At 55.5% G+C, this 17,697-nt stretch carries 16 protein-coding genes; 11 read left to right on the top strand and 5 right to left on the bottom strand.

Annotated features, from left to right (window positions below):
• The first annotated feature begins 20 nt into the window (after positions 1-20).
• From H5P30_RS05935 to H5P30_RS05920, 4 genes are read left to right on the top strand one after another with little or no spacing between them, the layout of a single operon-like run.
• Entirely contained in the window at positions 21-353 is a 333-nt protein-coding gene (locus H5P30_RS05935) for a rhodanese-like domain-containing protein (protein ID WP_185692028.1), read from the top strand.
• A 53-nt stretch (positions 354-406) separates the two neighbouring features.
• Positions 407-1,012: a bifunctional phosphoserine phosphatase/homoserine phosphotransferase ThrH gene (gene thrH / locus H5P30_RS05930; RefSeq protein WP_185692027.1), complete on the top strand. Its 606-nt coding sequence runs from the start codon at positions 407-409 to the stop codon at positions 1,010-1,012.
• Between the two features lie 43 nt (positions 1,013-1,055).
• Positions 1,056-1,850, top strand: coding sequence for a type III pantothenate kinase (locus H5P30_RS05925; RefSeq protein WP_185692026.1), 795 nt, complete (start codon positions 1,056-1,058; stop codon positions 1,848-1,850).
• A complete protein-coding gene (locus H5P30_RS05920; protein WP_185692025.1) occupies positions 1,847-2,953 on the top strand; it encodes an inositol monophosphatase family protein in 1,107 nt (368 codons plus the stop codon). Before H5P30_RS05925 ends, H5P30_RS05920 begins: the two co-directional genes overlap by 4 nt.
• A gap of 109 nt (positions 2,954-3,062) precedes the next feature.
• Here the strand turns inward: H5P30_RS05920 and H5P30_RS05915 are convergent, their stop codons facing one another.
• A complete protein-coding gene (locus H5P30_RS05915) occupies positions 3,063-3,551 on the bottom strand; it encodes an SRPBCC family protein (RefSeq protein WP_185692024.1) in 489 nt (162 codons plus the stop codon).
• 78 nt (positions 3,552-3,629) lie between these two features.
• Positions 3,630-4,217 carry a thioredoxin family protein gene (locus H5P30_RS05910; RefSeq protein ID WP_185692023.1) on the bottom strand — a complete coding sequence of 196 codons (588 nt, stop codon included), beginning with the start codon at positions 4,215-4,217 and terminating at the stop codon, positions 3,630-3,632.
• Positions 4,218-4,312: 95 nt separating this feature from the next.
• Between H5P30_RS05910 and cysE the strand changes: the two genes are divergently transcribed.
• From cysE to H5P30_RS05880, 6 genes are all read left to right on the top strand, one after another.
• Positions 4,313-5,152: a serine O-acetyltransferase gene (gene cysE / locus H5P30_RS05905; protein ID WP_185692022.1), complete on the top strand. Its 840-nt coding sequence runs from the start codon at positions 4,313-4,315 to the stop codon at positions 5,150-5,152.
• A 31-nt stretch (positions 5,153-5,183) separates the two neighbouring features.
• Entirely contained in the window at positions 5,184-6,113 is a 930-nt protein-coding gene (trxB, locus tag H5P30_RS05900; protein ID WP_185692021.1) for a thioredoxin-disulfide reductase, read from the top strand.
• A gap of 168 nt (positions 6,114-6,281) precedes the next feature.
• A complete protein-coding gene (gene bcsA, locus H5P30_RS05895; RefSeq protein WP_343075430.1) occupies positions 6,282-8,507 on the top strand; it encodes a UDP-forming cellulose synthase catalytic subunit in 2,226 nt (741 codons plus the stop codon).
• A complete protein-coding gene (locus tag H5P30_RS05890) occupies positions 8,504-10,651 on the top strand; it encodes a cellulose biosynthesis cyclic di-GMP-binding regulatory protein BcsB (RefSeq protein ID WP_185692019.1) in 2,148 nt (715 codons plus the stop codon). Before bcsA ends, H5P30_RS05890 begins: the two co-directional genes overlap by 4 nt.
• Positions 10,652-10,666: 15 nt before the next feature.
• A complete protein-coding gene (locus H5P30_RS05885; RefSeq protein ID WP_185692018.1) occupies positions 10,667-11,758 on the top strand; it encodes a family 8 glycosyl hydrolase in 1,092 nt (363 codons plus the stop codon).
• Between the two features lie 31 nt (positions 11,759-11,789).
• Positions 11,790-14,012: a cellulose synthase subunit BcsC-related outer membrane protein gene (locus tag H5P30_RS05880; protein ID WP_185692017.1), complete on the top strand. Its 2,223-nt coding sequence runs from the start codon at positions 11,790-11,792 to the stop codon at positions 14,010-14,012.
• A 135-nt stretch (positions 14,013-14,147) separates the two neighbouring features.
• Here the strand turns inward: H5P30_RS05880 and H5P30_RS05875 are convergent, their stop codons facing one another.
• From H5P30_RS05875 to H5P30_RS05865, 3 genes are all read right to left on the bottom strand, one after another.
• Positions 14,148-15,377: a S1 family peptidase gene (locus H5P30_RS05875; RefSeq protein WP_185692016.1), complete on the bottom strand. Its 1,230-nt coding sequence runs from the start codon at positions 15,375-15,377 to the stop codon at positions 14,148-14,150.
• Between the two features lie 174 nt (positions 15,378-15,551).
• Positions 15,552-15,848 carry a DUF3394 domain-containing protein gene (locus H5P30_RS05870; protein ID WP_185692015.1) on the bottom strand — a complete coding sequence of 99 codons (297 nt, stop codon included), beginning with the start codon at positions 15,846-15,848 and terminating at the stop codon, positions 15,552-15,554.
• A complete protein-coding gene (locus tag H5P30_RS05865) occupies positions 15,845-16,012 on the bottom strand; it encodes a hypothetical protein (protein WP_185692014.1) in 168 nt (55 codons plus the stop codon). The genes H5P30_RS05870 and H5P30_RS05865 overlap by 4 nt, the downstream gene beginning before the upstream one ends.
• Before the next feature lie 181 nt (positions 16,013-16,193).
• On the opposite strand from H5P30_RS05865, the gene H5P30_RS05860 reads away from it, so the two are divergent.
• Positions 16,194-17,396: a porin gene (locus H5P30_RS05860; protein WP_185692013.1), complete on the top strand. Its 1,203-nt coding sequence runs from the start codon at positions 16,194-16,196 to the stop codon at positions 17,394-17,396.
• The last annotated feature ends 301 nt before the right edge of the window (positions 17,397-17,697 follow it).

Genomic DNA, 17,697 nt, shown 5'->3' with positions numbered 1-17,697 from the left:
AACCCGTCCTCAGATTTCCGATGAACAAATCCCTCCCAACCGAAGTCAGCGTCTCCGAAGCTTATGCTCGGCGAAAAGCCGAAGAAAATCTGCTTTTCCTCGACGTTCGCGAAGCCTTCGAAGTGCAAACCGCCCATCTGGAGCCGGATCTCCACCTGCCAATGCAAAGTATCAGCGAGAAGTGGTCAGAAATTCCACGCGACCAGCCACTGATCGTCTACTGTCACCATGGGATGCGGAGCCTGCAAGTTACCGGATTTCTCCGAAGAAAAGGTTTTGAGCAAGCCCAATCCATGTCCGGGGGGATTGATGCGTGGTCTCACGAGATCGATCCATCGATTCCCCGATATTAGGAACGCTGCGCAGTTGCTTGACTTCGGACGACGAGAAAGCGGGAATGGTGCCCATGCATCTGGTAACGCTCGACCTTGAAGGAGTTCTCGTCCCTGAAATCTGGGTGAGCCTGGCTAAACGCACAGGTATCCACGCCCTTCTCCGCACCACTCGTGACGAGCCGGACTACGACGTCCTGATGCGTTACCGTCTGGATATCCTCCGCGAGAACGGAATCCGGGTCGAGACGATCCACCAGGTCATCAGTGAAATGCAGCCTTTGGAGGGAGCCCGTGAGTTCATTTCTTGGCTAAGCGCTCAGACACGGGTGATCATCCTTTCCGACACCTTTGCTCAGTTCGCCGGCCCTCTGATGGCTCAACTGGGACACCCCACCCTCTTTTGCCACGAGCTCGTCATCGACCAGGATGGCTGGATCACCGATTATCGCCTCCGCCAGCAAGATCAGAAGCGTCGGGCGGTGGAGGCCTTCCGCGGGCTTGGCTTTCAAATCTTCGCCGCAGGGGATTCTTACAACGACGTGAGCATGCTCGAGTCATCAGACCAAGCGATTCTCTTTCGGCCCCCGGAATCCCTGCGAAATGAAAAGCCAGACTGGCCCGTAGCGGAAACCCACGAACAATTGCGGGGCTACCTCGAGCCGCTTCTGCAAAGCTAATCGAGTTTCATCGATTCTGGTCGCGAACCATATTCTCGCCCCCATGAGCGCAACGATCCTCACCGTCGATATTGGAAACAGCCGTGCCCACTGGGGATTGTTCTCCGATGAGAACTTAATCGCCCACGGCAATCTCACCTCCCGCGGTGACGCCCTCGACTTTCGTCCCCTTCTCCAGCCCAACAGTCCTCACCCTGCCCCCGATGGAGTCATCGCATGTTCCGTCGTTCCCCGGGTGAGCCAAGTTCTGAAAGAGCAATCAGAGGAGGCCAGCATCCCCTGCGAATTTTTGACGCACGAGCGCGTCGGCCCTCTCCGGATTCACTATCCAAAACCGACCCAGCTCGGCCCCGACCGCCTTGCCAATGCTCTCGGAGGGCTTATCCATGCCGAGCCTCCCTTCATCGTGATCGACATGGGCACTGCGGTGACTCTCGACGCGATAACCGCTACAAATGGATATGAAGGGGGCGCGATCGCTCCCGGTTTTGCCTTCCTCTCGGAATACCTAACTGAGAAAACGGCTCTGCTTCCGCCCCTCGACCTCAGCCGAATTCATCGCCGAACCGGCATCGGTCGCTCCACCGAGGAAGCGATGGAAGTCGGCTGCACAAAAGGCTTTGCCGGAATGATTCGTGAACTCGTCGCGACCACAACGGAGGAGATCGTCACGATCGATGGCCGCGAACCTAAAGTGCTCGTGACCGGTGGCAGCTTCAATTGGGTCAAGGAAAGCTGGATCGGTGGCCTACCGTTCTTCCCACACCTCACTCTCGAAGGAGTTCTCAGCCGGGCTCCCGACCTGCTCGGACTACCCTCAGGGTCTAAGTCCAAGTGAGCAAGCACCCGGTAAGATTGGGCCCAGAGGATTGGAAGCGAATCGCCCGGCTCCTCTTCGATCTGGGATCCTCCATCCGCGAAGGCATCCGCGAGGAACGAGATCGCAACCCGCAGGCGAATTCGGCGGCGATCCACCGCGTTACCTCGGCCGACACGATCTACCAAATTGACCGCATCAGCGAAGAAGTCCTCATCGACTGGTTTGAGAAAAACTGGCCCGAGGAATATCCGGCCGACGTAATTGCCGAAGGTCTCGGGGACGAGACCGGCGAACGGTTTCCCCGGAACGCCCCCGAGAAAATCATTACCATTCTCATCGACCCCATCGACGGAACACGCGGTCTCATGTATGACAAACGCTCAGCCTGGATGTTGGCCGGGGCCGCCGAGGCTGGCGCCGCCGAGGCTGGCGCCGCCGAGGCCGGAGCCGCCGAGGCCGGGGACCAAGCTGACATGCTCCCAACACTCGCAGACCTCCGAGCCGGAGCGATGATAGAGATTCCGACCAGCCGCCAGCAAATTTCCGACAGTGCCTGCTCTTGGGAAACCGTACCGGGCGTTTTCCATTGTGAAACCATCCGCGACTTCGGCACCGCGGAGAAACCTCAAACCATCTTCCTCCGGCCCTCCCGGGCAACCGACCTGCGACACGGATTTGCGAGTTTCGCTGCCTACTTTCCCGAAGGTCGCGAAGCGATCCAAGAGATCGAGTCGACATTTCTCCGGAAGCATCTCCCAGAGATTCCCTCCGCAACGCCGCTGGTCTTCACGGACCAATACATCTCTTCAGGAGGTCAACTTTTCGAACTCCTCGCCGGAAGGGACCGTCTGGTCGCCGATCTTCGTCCTTTGGTGTTCGCCCGGTTGGGTTTGCCCGAGGCCCTCACCTGTCACCCCTACGACCTCGCTTGCCTCCCCATCGCCCGCGCTTCCGGCTGTATTATAGAAGATCCTTGGGGAAATCCCCTGCAATCCCCGCTCGATACGACCAGTCCCGTCGCTTGGGTCGGCTACGCCAACAAAGACCTAGCCCGGGAGCTCCGCCCCCTCTTGCGAAAAACTTTGGAAGAGCTCGGCTACTCTCCACCGGGAAACCAATAGAAACGGGATTCCCTGCCCTTTGACCGCGAGAGGAGTCGCGACGTCAACTCGTTCCAACCCAAACCATTGAGCACTTCAAAATGGCTTTTTACGATTTACGCGCGGGCGATTAACCAAAGACGATCGGCCCTCGAACGATGCCGGAAGACTTCGGGATGGTGAAGAAGTCTCCAATCACCGCATTGCGGTGAGTGAAAATCTTTCGGAGCTGTCGGCGGATGATGGGGTGTGCGATTTTCCCCAAGGGACCGAATGGCAATTCGTATTCGACCCGGTCCGTCATTTCCGTCCCCGCATCGCATTCCCGAAAGGTGTGGGTGTGGACCCATTTACGATAGGGGCCCTTCATTTGTTCGTCGACGAACTGAAACGGAGGATCCCATCGGCTGATCAAAGTCTGCCAGGATTGCGGGATTCCGCCGATGCGAAGACGATAATCGATGAGAACGCCCTCCTCCATTTCAATTGGGAGAGGAGTGAGAATCTCAAACTTCAGGGAGTCGGGGGTAATTTTCTCAAGGTTCTCAGCCAGCGCGAAAAAGGGAAAGACCTCCTCCCTTGGGAGCGGAATGATGGCTTCGGTCTGGAGAAATGGCATAAGTCTGGAATGTCGAGCCTAGCGGAAAGCCCGCCTCCAGGGAAAACCGAAGACGGGCTCTCGGAAGAAAGCTTTCGATTAATATTTTACCGAGCAGCCGTAAGGGCGCGTGCTGGCCTGCTCAACTTTTTCTCCGGCCATGGAAGCGTCAAGGGCAGCGGAAACGTAGTTGTTGGCTTCGGCGGGGTCGCCACGGGGTGAATCATCAATGCCTCCTTGGTAGATCAGCACACCTTCTGGATCGATGATGAACATATGCGGAGTGGTCTTGGCACCATACATTTGACCCACCTCACCGGATTCATCCATGAGAATGGCGGTGGCATTTGAACCCTTTTCTTTCGCCGTCTTTTGGTGCCCTTCAGCCGTGTCGTGGCCCTGCTTGCCGGGAGCCGAAGAGACAATGGAGAGCCAAACAACGTCCTGATCCGTATATTCCTCCTGCAGCGATTGCATATTTCCGGAATTGTAGTGCGCCTTTACGAAGGGGCACCCGTGATTGAGCCACTCCAAGACGACATACTGTCCGTCAAAATCAGAGAGGGAGACCTCCTCCCCATCGGTGTCCATCAAAGTGAAATCCGGAGCCTCTTCTCCATTCTGGACCGCTGCAAAAGCAGAGGAGGCAACGAGAGACAGGGCGAAAAGAAACAATTTTTTCTTCATGGTAGTTTTCGATTGAGGGTTGCGAAAGTCGCGAGACTGAACAGGAACTTAGTATGGCCGAGATTTCAACCCGCCTGAACGATTTAAGGGAATCCATGACTGAAAAAACGATCTCCGACCCCATATGGGAGAAGATTCGCCAGGACGCTGTCGAAATAATCGAGAGTGAGCCTGTCCTCGCGTGCCAGATTCAGGAGATTGTCCTCGATCGTTCCTCGCTGGAGGAAGTTCTCAGTTTTCGCCTAGCGGAAAAGCTCACCTTCCTCTCGCATTGGGAATTCCACCTTGAGGAGGTTTTCCTCGAAGCCATGCGCGGAGATCCCCAGATCGGCCAGGCCATCCGGAAAGACATCGAAGCGATCTATGAACGGGACCCGGCCTGCGAAAATCACATCACCCCGGTCCTCTACTACAAAGGCTTCAAGGCGATCTGCTGCCACCGGGTCTCCCACTGGCTCTGGAAAAACGGTCGCCGTCAGCTGGCCCTCCACCTCCAAAGCCTCAATTCTGAATTTTTCGGCGTCGACATTCACCCTGCGGCCGTCGTGGGTTCCGGCATTTTGCTCGACCATGCGACTGGATTTGTCGCGGGTGAGACAAGCCGGATTGCCGACGATGTTTCGATTCTCCACGCAGTGACCTTAGGGGGCACCGGAAAGGAAAGTGGAGACCGCCACCCGAAGATCGAGCGCGGCGTCCTCATCGGGGCGGGGGCGAAGATCCTCGGCAACATCACGATCGGGGCCTGCTCACGAATCGGGGCCAACAGTGTTGTCCTCGAATCCGTTCCACCCAACGTCACGGTTGTGGGGGTTCCCTCGCGCATCGTGGGAATGTCCAATGGGGACGATCCTGCGCGGAAGATGGACCACGACGTGCGATGCGGATCGGAATCCGACGAAGCGAAAATCTCCGGATTCCAAGCTCGGAGTTGATTTCGCCCCGTTTTCACTACAGAACAATTTTATGGCGGAAAATCTCATTATCCTCGGATCCGGATGCGCAGGGCTGACAGCAGCAATCTATGCGGCACGGGCCAACTTGAACCCGCTCGTCCTCGAAGGATCGCAGCCCGGCGGCCAATTGACCACGACCTCGGAAGTGGAGAACTTTCCGGGATTCCCGGAGGGCATCGATGGATTCCAGCTCATGGACAACATGCGCAAGCAGGCCGCCCGCTTCGGAGCCCGCTTCGAAGTCGCCTTGGTTGAAGATGCTGATGTGGAGTCAGATCCCATCACCCTGAAAACTGCCTCGAAGGAATATGAAACCCGCTCATTGGTGATCGCTACCGGCGCTTCACCGAGGCTACTCGGAGTTCCAGGGGAGAAAGAAATGTATGGCGGCAAGGGCGTAACCACCTGTGCCACCTGCGATGGGGCCTTTTACCGCGACATGGACGTCGTCGTTGTCGGAGGAGGAGACTCCGCTTGCGAAGAAGCCCTCTTCCTCACTCGATTTTGCTCCAAAGTTTACTTGATCCACCGCCGCGATGAGCTCCGCGCTTCCCCGATCATGGCGGAGAGAGCCGTCTCCCACGAGAAGATCGAAATGGTCTGGAACACCGTGGTGGAAGGCATCGTGCCCGATGAAAACGGCTTGGTGACCGGGATCAACGTCAGGCACCGCGAGAACGGCGAGGCCCAAACGATCGACTGCAAAGGTGTCTTCATCGCGATCGGGCACATTCCAAACACCGCGCCCTTCCAAGGCAAACTCGCCATGGATGACGAGGGCTATCTCATTCCGGAAGGAACGAGCAATGTCCTGACCTCCGCCCCACGCGTCTATGTCGCCGGAGACTGCGCCGACCACGTCTACCGTCAGGCGATTACGGCGGCAGGAATGGGTTGCCAAGCGGCAATCGAAGCCGAGCGCGCCCTCGGAGTCATCTAGAGCTCCCGTTCCTCCCGCACAGACCACGCATGGGCTATTCGCTGCCCATGTGGACCATGCCCGGACCACTCAGTTTACTGTGGATTTCGGAGAAAAATCTGTCTTTAGTCTGGAATCAAATTGCACTAACCATTTCTTGGTCCATAGATTGCTTACAAATATTTTACAGTGGTCCAAACTTCAAAAACAGCTCGCCATAAATCAAAACACCTTTCTCTGGTCGTTTTCTTGTGGTTTCTCACCTTCCTGACGTTTCTGTTTGTCTGCGCATTGCACCTTGAGCACCGCTCGCAATGGTATTTAGCAGGCGGGTTGCTCCTTGGACTTTTCGTCTTCCGCTTCATGAAGCGGACGCCGACGACCCGAGTGGTTTTCCTCTGTTTCGCCTTTTTCATCGTTCTTCGTTATTTCTTCTGGCGGTCACTAGAGACTCTGGAGTTCTACGACTGGGTCAGTTTCTCCATCGCGATCATTCTTTTCCTAGCAGAAATGTACGGGATTATGATCTTCCTACTCGGCTCTTTCGTAAATGTAAGGCCCTTTGAGCGGAAACCCGTGCCGCTGCCTCCTGTCAGCGAGCTCCCCACAATCGACGTCATGATTCCTTCCTACAATGAGAGCGAGGAAATCCTGGAAGTGACGATGATGGCCGCGCTGCAAATGCGCTATCCCGAGCACAAGCGCAAAGTCTATCTCCTGGATGACGGGGGTACTGATCAGAAATGCACGACCGGGAATGACGCATCCCGCGAACAGGCACTAACTCGCCGCGAGAGCCTATTTCGCCTCTGCAACAAATTAGGGGTTCAGTATGTGACCCGCGAGCGTAACCAGCACGCCAAGGCCGGGAATATCAACGACGCGATGAAGAAGACCAACGGCGACCTTCTTCTCATTCTCGACGCCGACCACGTTCCGACCGAAAATTTCCTCGAAAACACCGTCGGCCTCTTCAATCAGGACGAAAAGCTGTTTCTGGTGCAAACCCCGCACTTTTTCGTCAATCCCGACCCGATCGAGAAGAACCTCAACACCTTCTACTCCGCTCCCAGTGAGAACGAAATGTTCTATCGAGTGGTCCAGCAGGGACTTGATTACTGGAATTCCTCGTTCTTCTGTGGCTCTGGAGCTCTACTGAAGCGAAGCCTCATTGAGAAACAAGGGGGGATGTCCGGCGAGACCATTACCGAAGACGCCGAAACCGCTATTTCGCTACACACCCTAGGCTACAACAGCGCCTTCATTTCCGAGCCGATGCTCTCGGGTCTCCAACCGGAAACCATGGGTGGCTTTATTGGACAACGGATTCGGTGGGCGACCGGAATGATCCAGATCTTCCTCCTCAAGCGTCCTCTGATCGCCCGGGGCCTCAGCATTCCGCAACGCATTTGCTACGCAAACAGCTGCCTCTTTTGGTTTTTCCCATTTGCCCGGCTCGTCTTCCTCTTGGCGCCAGTGGCCTTCTTGGTCTTCGGTCTGAAAATCTACGCCGCCAACTGGCAAACCTTCTCCGCCTACGCCGTTCCGCACCTAATCGCGGTCATGACCGTATCGAGTTATCTTTATGGAAGGGTCCGAAGATCTTTTGTCTCGGAGCTGTACGAGTTGATTCAATCGGTCTACTGTCTGCCCGCTATCGTGAAAACGATGCTGCGACCGCGTGCTCCGGCCTTCAAGGTGACGCCGAAAGGGGAATTCCTAAACCGCACTTTCATCTCTCCCCTCGCCTACCCCTTCTACATCCTCTTCATCATCAATGTCACTGCACTGTGTTTCGGGGCGGCCCGCTACTTCGCGGTGCCTGATCAGAACACCGCAACCCTGGTGACGATGGGATTCGGTTTCTTCAATACGGTCATCCTCCTTGCGGCAATCGGTGCACTCCTCGAGAGACGTCAGCGCCGGGCGACACCGCGCATGCCGGTCAACATGGAAGCTAAACTGCGGATTGGAGAAGAACGCTACGACTGCCGGATCGTCGACATTTCCCTCGGTGGCTGCCGAATGCTTCTCAAGCCCTCTTACGAGAAGGACATTCAAAATGAGAATCAAGCCGTGCTCGAAGTCTATGCTTCGGGGAGAAAAGTCGAATTCGCGTTCAACATTGACCTGCGGATCCTCCGCTATGACGAGGATTCCGAAATGCTGGCTCTTGGAGCCGAGTTCAATCACACCGACCTAGACGAGCGGAAAGCAAAAGTCCGATTTGTCACCGGTAGCAGCACCCGCTGGATGGCCTTCCAGCACAACCGGGAATGCCGTCTCGGCGTTATAGGAAGCTTCCTTTTCCTTTTGGGCATTGGCGTCAAATACTCAATCGCACACATAGGTCATCTCATCGGCTCCATCCTGGGAGGATTTGGATCCCGAGCACCACGTACCGAGAACCCATGATGGACATTCGTCGACGATTCAGATTATCGCTCGCAGCCGCTTGCATACTTTCCGCATTCACGCCGGGAATCAGCTCCGGGCAATCGACTACATTGGACGATCTTCTCCGTGGACTCCGCGAGGACCAACCCGCTCCGGATACCTCTTCCGAGCCGGCCGAGCCCGTTGTCCCCGAGTTTCTCCGCGAATCCGAACCTGCCCAGCCCGCATCTCCTCCACAGAAGGCAACGGCGAAACCAACAGCGACTCCCAAGGCAGCTCAGACGCCCGCCACACCAACAACGACACCAAAGCCAGAAGCAAGGGAATCAAGTCCTGCAGCCGCTCCGAAGACTCCGCCTGCGGACAATTCTCTCCCCGAATACGCCGAAGGCGAAGTCAACCCTTTCCTCATGTCGAACCTCAACGAGGTTCTCCGTGGGAGAGCGCCCGACTCTGTCCGGGTCAACCTCACCTTTCCGGGTGCCAGCGAGTTATTGACTCAAGAACAAGTCACCCTCGGCGCGGCAATCGTGCAAGGCCTCGGACTCCGCACCGACCTAAAACCTCTTCTGATTACCTACGGTCCGCGCTTGGTCCCTGGCCGTTTCAACGTATTGATCGGCACCAAGACCGAGCTGGCCAGCATCCTCAGCCCGGACCTCTCCCAAGAAATTGGAGAAAGCGGCATGTGCCTGGTTCCCATGCCCGGCTATCAAGAGGAACCGGTACTCGTCATTACCGGAACTACGCAAAAAGGGATTCACGAGTCAGTCCTCGCCCTCGGGTTTGTGAATATGGACTTGCCAGCGGCCCAGTTCCTCTCGATCCGTCGCGTCCTCTTCCCCGAGACCCCCCCCTACTTTGGCCAACCTCCGGTCAATCCCGGCGATACCTACACCTTTGCCCAGCTACAACAGATCGGTGCTCCGATCCGTCCTGTCCGCACGGGTGGAATCGGCCTGCAAATTTTCTTCCCCGCCGACATTTTTGACCGCCCCTCCGCCAAAGTGAACATGATGGTTCATTTCTCCGTCGGGCAGAACACGAGAAGATCCAGCGATGCCCTCGTCGTCCGGCTCAACGGAAGCGAAGTCCTTCGCACGCCGTGGGGGGAAACCATCCCCTCCGACAATGAGGGCCGCTTTGTCACCTTCTCACTGCCAATTGGAAAATTTCAGTCGGGACGCAATCTTCTCGAGCTAACGACCGACTCGGGAGGATCTTCCCAGTTCTCGCTCAGCCCACGTGGGTTGCCGGCCAACGATCTGCTAATCTTCACGGACTCCTCCATCGAGATTCCCAACGTCCCCCGCGGAGCCAGACTTCCTGACTTGAAGCTCACCAGCCGCACCCTCTACCCCTTTGTTGGGCAACCCGACGGTTCGGAGATTTCTTTTCTCCTCACCGACAACCGTTCCGAGACCGTCTGCGCAGCATGGATGCTCATCGCAAAACTCTCCCAGACCTCCAACACCTTTTTATACGGATCCGAAGTCAGCTTCACTTACGCCAACCCGGATCGACATCTCATCGTGATCGGGGCTCAATCCCGGATTCCGACCACGCTAAGGGAACGCATCCCCGAGGCCAGTTTTTCTGAATTGGGCTCCAGCAAGAACGAGGAAGAGATAGAGTACTCCGAAGAAGAGCGAGAACCCACAGCCATCGAGCGTTTCTTCTCTGGAATTCGCGATGAATTCAAAAAAATCGAAGTCAACCAACCGACTGACGAAGATGGCGACGGGGTCCTGAGCCCCGAAGAGCGAAGCTCCTCCAGGACACCCATCGGCTCACGCGCTGTGATGACCAGTTTCCCTTCACCCGAAACTGATTCCCGCTGGATCCTCGTCGTTACCGCCCGCACTGACGAGCTCCTTCTTGACCGCGTCCGCGAGTTGGTCACTGTTCCCTTCTGGTCGCAAATTGACGGCTACCTCTTCTCTTGGAACGACACCCCCAGCAGCGTCCGCGCCTTTCTTCCGGACAAGAGCTTCCGCGAAGTATCCTTCCGCGAAACGATTGTTCCCATCCCCTGGGGATACGGAGTTTCCCTCCGCATTTGGTACATATTCTCCGCCTTGGTCTTCCTCGCATTTATTCTCATGACCCTCTTGGTCTTGAAGCATATGGACCGCACCATCGCCCAACGTCGTAAAGAATAACCAGCGTATCGATTCATGGACTTCAAACGCCCCTTCGCGAGTATCCTGACGCTGTTCTTATTGACCGCGACCGCCTCCCTCGCCGACGCTCAGTCGAATTTCAAAGGATTTACTTTGGCGCGTAACACCCAAGGCAAGCAGGACTGGAACGCCTTCAAGAAGGACTTCGTTTCCTCCGACGGGCGCGTCATCGACACCGCAAACGGAGACATTTCCCATTCGGAGGGACAGGGTTACGGGATGCTCCTTGCGGTGAAAAACCGAGATCTCGCCACCTTTTCGATCATCTGGTCCTGGACACAAAAGAATCTCCAAGTTCGCGACGACAACCTTTTCGCCTGGAAATGGGATCCGGCGCAAAAGCCAAATCCCACCACCGATAAGAACAACGCTACGGATGGAGATCTCCTCATCGCCTGGGCACTCCTACGCGCCAACGAGCTTTGGCAAAACGAGCGACTACTCGAAGAGTCGAAGCAAATCGTGCGGACGCTCCGGCAAACGATGGTAGTCGACAGCAATTACGGCCCCCTTCTTCTCCCTGGAGGAGCCGGATTCGAGAAGTCCGACGGGGTCATCGTTAACCTCAGCTACTGGGTTTTTCCTGCCTTACTCGACGTCAAGCGCATGGATCCCTCCTACATTTGGGACAGCCTCTACCTTTCCGGAACCCGTCTCATTGCAAAAGCCCGATTCGGAAAATGGGACCTCCCCCCCGACTGGCTTTTTATCTCAAAAGACGGCTCCCTCAGGCTCCCCGAGAATTTCACTCCAGTCTACGGCTACAACGCAGTCCGGATTCCCCTCTACCTCGACTGGGCAGGAGAAAATGATTCCGCGCTCTACGAACCCTTCCGTAACTGGGCTAAACATACCTCAAATATCTATCTCCTCCCAGATCAAGTGAACCTCGCCACAAATGAACCGGGCGAGTACACCGTGATTCCGGGCATGATCGCCGTCTACCATCTGATCGATCCAAAGAACGTCCCGGCGCCCTCTGGATCCTCCGAAAATTACTCTTCCTATTATTCCGCCTGCCTGAGGCTCCTTTCCGACATCGCAGAGCAAGAATCGAAAAAGTATTCTTCATTGCCTCATCCATAACGCTTTCGTAAACCAACGCATCATTGATTCTATGAACCTTGTTAACTCATCTCGCTGGCGAATCGCCTGGATGACCTCGGCAATCCTTCTCGGACAAACCCTAGGCGCTCAAAACTATGAGGAACAAGGCCTCTTCCCTACATCAATGGAAGAGATTCTTGCGCCGAGCCCAGCCAATCCTACCCCCCAATCCCGAGGTTCGGCCCCCACGGCCAATCAGGATCCCTCCTACTTTCTCCCCGAAACCAGCCCTGCCCAATCCGGCCCCCCGAGCACGGTTGTCCCTACTCAGCGCCCACGGAGTCAAGCCGTCGGCCAACAGGGAATCCCCACCCAGGTTCTCCTCCCCGCCCCACAGCCAGTTGCCGAGGCAATTGAGTCTCCCAACAGCCCGACCATCGTTTTTGGCGACACCCAGACAGGGTTCGCACAGGAAGAACAAGTCGCCGAGAGCGGTTTTGATCCCGGGCAACTCCTCGCCGACAAGCAATATGCTGAACTCGAACCTTGGGTCCTCGAAAATCAGGACGTCGGAATGGCTGGTGCCCTCGGGTGGTCCTACTTCAAGGACGAGAACTACCCCAAGGCCATCGAGTGGTTTGAACAATCCCTCCGCTGGGACGAGAATTTCAACGAAGCGGCCTACGGGCTCGCCCTCTCCCTCTACAATGAAGGATACCTTCAGCAGGCCGAAGCCGTCGCCCGCTGGAAATTGACGGCCTACCCGGGAATGCAGGACATCCTCGGAGACATCTACATGACCCGCGCCATCTCCTCCTTCAAGGCGGAGCGCTATGAGGATACCCTCACCGATCTGAAACGCATTTCCCAGAATCGCCCGCTGACCCGGGGTGAGCGCGTGATCGAAGCTTGGAGCTACTACCACCTCAATCAGCTCGACAAGTCCGCCAACCTCTTCCTCGACCTTTACCGGCAGGACCGCGACCAAGTTGCCGCTGTAGGCCTCTACGCCTCACTGTCGCGAGAAGGGAACTGGGACCGCATCCAGAAACTCGTCAATGAATATGGCGGCCCCCTCGGCGACATTTACGCTCTCTACACCAGCGAGCGCTACTATGATCGCCGCCTCTATCTCAAGGCGAGCCAGCTGGCTCCTCGCGGCGAGGCCGAAAGTATGCCGCTGACCCAAAACATCAACGCCCCCAAAGCGGAACTTTCTGTCGAATTTGTCGCCCGAGACGGCGATCCCGGCTTGAGCGAGCTAAATGCTGCCTACGGTCCGAAAGTTTCAGGAACCATTTTTTCCGACGCAGTCAACCGCTTCGACGTCAGCATCGGATTGGTTAATCTGGATGCAGGCGAGCTTCCCAACTTCGCCACGATTGGATTGTATCCCACCACTCCGAATCCGGGTTACGTCATTACCCCGAACACCTCCTACAATGGAATGATCGAGCCGACGATCGGCTACTACCGCGAGGATTGGATCTCGCCCTACATCGAAATCGGGATGACTCCATTGGGAGGAGCAGCCGATTCTGATTTCACCGGGCGCGTCGGATTCCAAACCCTCTACGACTCCGGTTCATGGGACCTGGAAATCTACCGCCGCTCCGTCAAAGAGTCGCTCCTGAGTTACACCGGGATGAAAGACCCCTACTCCTCACTGGTCTGGGGGCGCGTCCTTGAAACCGGCCTTCACCTCTCCGTCTTCCACTCGTTCAAGGAAACCCTGAACTTCTACGGATCGATGGAAATCGCCAAGTTGAGCGGTCAGAATGTAGCCGATAACGAAAAGATCCGAATCGACCTCGGCCTGACCCGGACCTTCAAGCCTGATGATTTCCACTATGTGAACTTCGGCCCCATCATCACCTTCTACAGCTTTAACAATAACCAAAACTTCTTCACCTACGGTCACGGGGGTTACTTCAGTCCCGAATACCTGGCTCAAGGATTGATCAATCTGCAGTTCATGACGGAGGAAGGGAAAGACTACCTCTTCAAAGGGGAACTCGGCGCCGGCGGTCAGTCGAACAAACAGGCCTCTTCCAACTACTTTCCGCTCGCTCCTGACAACCGCACCTTCAGCGGCACCAGCGAATCGACCGGTATCCTCATTTCCAATCTGAAAGGAATGATGTTCCTCACCGAGCAATGGGCCTTCGGGGCAGAAATCGGGTACAACAAGACCCCGAGCTACGAAGAAATCCGGGGAGGCATCTACACCACGATCTTCTTTGAACCCCGTGAAGGGCTCTTGGAAACCGACTTCCCGAATTATCAGTATTAACTTGCGGTTCGCCCCGGTTGCCGGACCTGGGTCCGAATCTACACCTGAAGCTGGTCGAGCTTTCTCAAGTCAACGAGACCGCAAGGGAGGTGGCGGTAGAGTGCTGAGCCCTCCTGTGAAAAAGGTAGCACTGACTCAATTGAAGGAATTTTCAACTCGTTCTACCTCTTGCTTCAAACCCGCCTGCATCTCCTCTCGCTCTTTGATCTGCGACTGAAACCAGCCAAAACGCTCGTCACGCAGTGAGAACCGAGCCTCTTTGAGAGAATTCTCTCCAACCCGGTAGGCATCCTCCAGAGTATCGATAAAACGGGAGGAAATTTTACGAACCTTACTGCGATAGGAGATTCCCGAGCTCGCTAATCCCGGAATCCGGGCAACATCGTCGTTATGATCTTCAGCGATCTTTACGACCTCCGAAGAATCAAAATTACCCGTCATCACTCGCCCGGTAGGGTCAGAAAGAATCGTCATCGCAAAAGCGAAGCTCTCGTCGAACACGGAAAAATGTTCGTGGAGTGTATTGTATACCTGCTCATAATCCCAGCGAGTCACTTCAACAAAGTCGATGGGCCGATCAAGCCTCAGGGCAAAACGCCGCGGCTTCTCATACCGGGTATCTTCCACAGTGCGATCTGCAGAGTATTCGCCAAATTGGACATAAGTGGAAATCCCCAAGACCTCTCCTTCTTCGGTCATCACTGGCCCACCCGAATTTCCGGAAACGATCTCTGCAGAGACCTCCACCGTTTTCCAGGAAATGCCCAAGACCTCTCCCTTACTACGAGTAATCACTCCAGTCCCCTGACTGTTGCCGAAAACGACAATTTTCTCACCCGTCTTGGTGCCCGAGGACAATTCCAAGCCACGGTTGGTCGAGGTCCTGAATCGGGCAATATCCCGATCCTTAGCAATCTCTAAACGCCCCAGCTCAATCTCATTCCCATGAGTGTCCATGGCTCGCACCGAAGAGGCATCGCCGATCACGTGCTGATTCGTGTAAACCCAGACCTCTCCCATACTCTGGACCAAGAAGCCACTGCCCCGTCCATTTTCCGTTTCGAGAACCAAGACCGCATCATCCGCTTCGGGCACTTCGATCTGAGGCGGCTTCCAAGCCAGAATCTTTGAACGATCCTTCTCGGCAAAGCGCTCAATCGGAATATCGAAGACAACTCCATCCACGCGCTCCATCCGCACCAACCCTTTTTCGACAAAATTGATGCGAGCTTCCAAAGTGCGCCCGTCAATCCCGGTCCATTCCGAATAGGTTTCCTCCTCTCCCCTCAGGCAAACTACCATGAAGAGACCACCCAGAATTAAAGGGCGGCGGATAAAACGGTCAAAAATGCCACGCGCACTCATGATCATAAAACTCTACCGAGCCGAAAATATCCGGCAAGACAGAAAGCCCACTGCTCCTATTTCGAAAAATACGTGCCGCGAAAACGATAAGGATTTCCCTCACAACTCCCGACGATTCAATCTCCACTGCCGGAAAATGAGCAATCCCAGAAGCCCGAGAGCTGGCACAAAAGATCATTCCTTGTCAGGACGGATCACCGAGACGCGAACCCTCTCGATTCGATAATTGAAAAGCAATCCCGGCCGGTCCGCATGGGACCCAAAACCCACTCGATCCACCAAGACAATCTCTTCTCCCCTCGGCTCAGAAACAAAAAGATCCTCCGGCTCAATCCTCTCCCGACCTGAACCTCCCTCTTTCAGCTTCAAACTCCATACCTTGGTTACGGCGTTACCCGAGAAATCCTCCCCTTCAACCTGAAGCAGAAACTCGGAGATCCTCTCGCCCTCCGCCACTTCCTGTATTTTCAATCCTGAATACGACTCGAAGACCGGATAAAATCGAGGCCCGCCCCGGGACGCTCGAGAACCGCGCTAAACCGGACAAGAAGGAAAACCATCGAGGTCGAAACTCCAATCGCGGCCCCAAAGACGCCTTCCGTTCCCATTCCAAAGGCTCGCCAACTCTCGTCCACAGCTCATCAGATTCGCCTCCCCTGCCCAAAGCCGACAACAGCCTTGCGCCGAGACTATAGGGGCATTGTGACAATACAGACACAAATCTGATTCGGGATTGCCCGTATAGAGAGACGCGGATTCGATCGCGCTGGCTTACAAAAATTACTGGCCACGAAAACAAAACAACAAAACCCAGACATGAAGAATAAAACGAAGATCCTCGGCCTTATGGCTGCAGGTGCGTTGCTCGGAGTTGGATCTGCCTCAGCGGCTGATGCTCAACTTTTGGATACGCTAGTAGCAAACGGCTTCATCACCGAGGCGCAGGCAAACAGCATGAAAGGATCCTCCTCTGACAAGGATCCGGTCTATGTGACTCCTAAGCGCAGCGACACGAAGAAGCTGGTCATCCGCGGTCGTGCACAGTTCCAGTTCGGATACGTTTCTCCGTCCTCGGACGTCGATGGTGCACCGACCAACGACTATAGCACTTTTGAAATCCGCCGTCTCCGCATCGGAACCCAGGGCTCTCTCTATCAGAACCTGAAGTTCGACTTCCGGATGAACCTTCTCCCTGAAGGCGCGAACCTCGATACCGGGACCATGGTTTACACCGGTATCGACGGTGTGGACATCGGAGTCGGAAAGACCAAGCCGGTCATCGGCATGGAAGAAGCGACTTCCTCGACTGACATCATCACCATTGAGCGCTCCTACGCTGCCAACTTCTTCGCCGCCGAAAAGAACGTCGGAATGTGGGCCGAAGGGGAAGCTGGGCCGATCGCACTGGTCGCCGGTATTTTCAACGGTGAGAACGAGAACGACAACGTGATCGACTCCGACTTGGATTCACACTTCCAATACAATCTCCGCGCCGGTTTCGATGCAAGCGACTATCTTCCCGAAGACATGTCAGCAGGTATCTTCTTCGACACCATTCAGAATCAAGACAACGACAGCGACGAAGCCTATCAGTTTGAGCAATCTTACTCGCTCGGGGCCGAATTCGAAGTCGGTGCTTTCGGGATCATGGGTAACCTCCTCTGGGGAACGCTCACCGAAGAAGAGGCAGACGTCACTGGTGTAGTTGTGATGCCTTGGTTCTACGTCACTCCCAAGCTGCAGATCGTCGGTCAATACGACTATCTTGACTCCAACACCAGCGACACGATTGGTGTTCAGTCCCGCTACCTCGGTCGTGCTGCGATCGACGATGCCAAGGGTGACTCCGACGCCGACGAAGGCGACAAATGGCAGTCCTGGTATCTCGGAGCGAACTACTACATCTCCGGCAACAACCTGAAGGTCATGGGCGGCGTAGCCTACTCCACCCTCGAAAACGAAGGAACTGACCAAGTCGAAGCCGTCACCGTTTACGGTGCCCTTCGCATGCGCTTCTAATTAAATTCTCAATCCTTCTTATCAGTTGGACAAATCCCGAGCGGGCCGGAGCAATCCGGCCCGCTTTTTTTGTACAGCTCTACGCGCTTAGGATCAGCGAACTTTAGTTTTCAGAAAGAGGCCACAGATCCAACCGTGGTTATCGAGCGACAACTCCAGATCAGGGGGTTCCAACACTAGGTATACCGGAATCACGAATGGTCCCGGTCCCCTCTCCCTCTGTATCGAGAATGTCACAGAGTTTCGAAGCTACCCGCTTGTCCAAGCCGGTAAAACCTGTGACAAGTCATGCTTCGATTTT

Source organism: Puniceicoccus vermicola, assembly GCF_014230055.1.
GTDB classification, from domain to species: Bacteria; Verrucomicrobiota; Verrucomicrobiia; order Opitutales; family Puniceicoccaceae; genus Puniceicoccus; species Puniceicoccus vermicola.
Note: the sequence above shows the minus strand (reverse complement) of the source record. Positions and strands in the feature narration are given on the sequence as shown.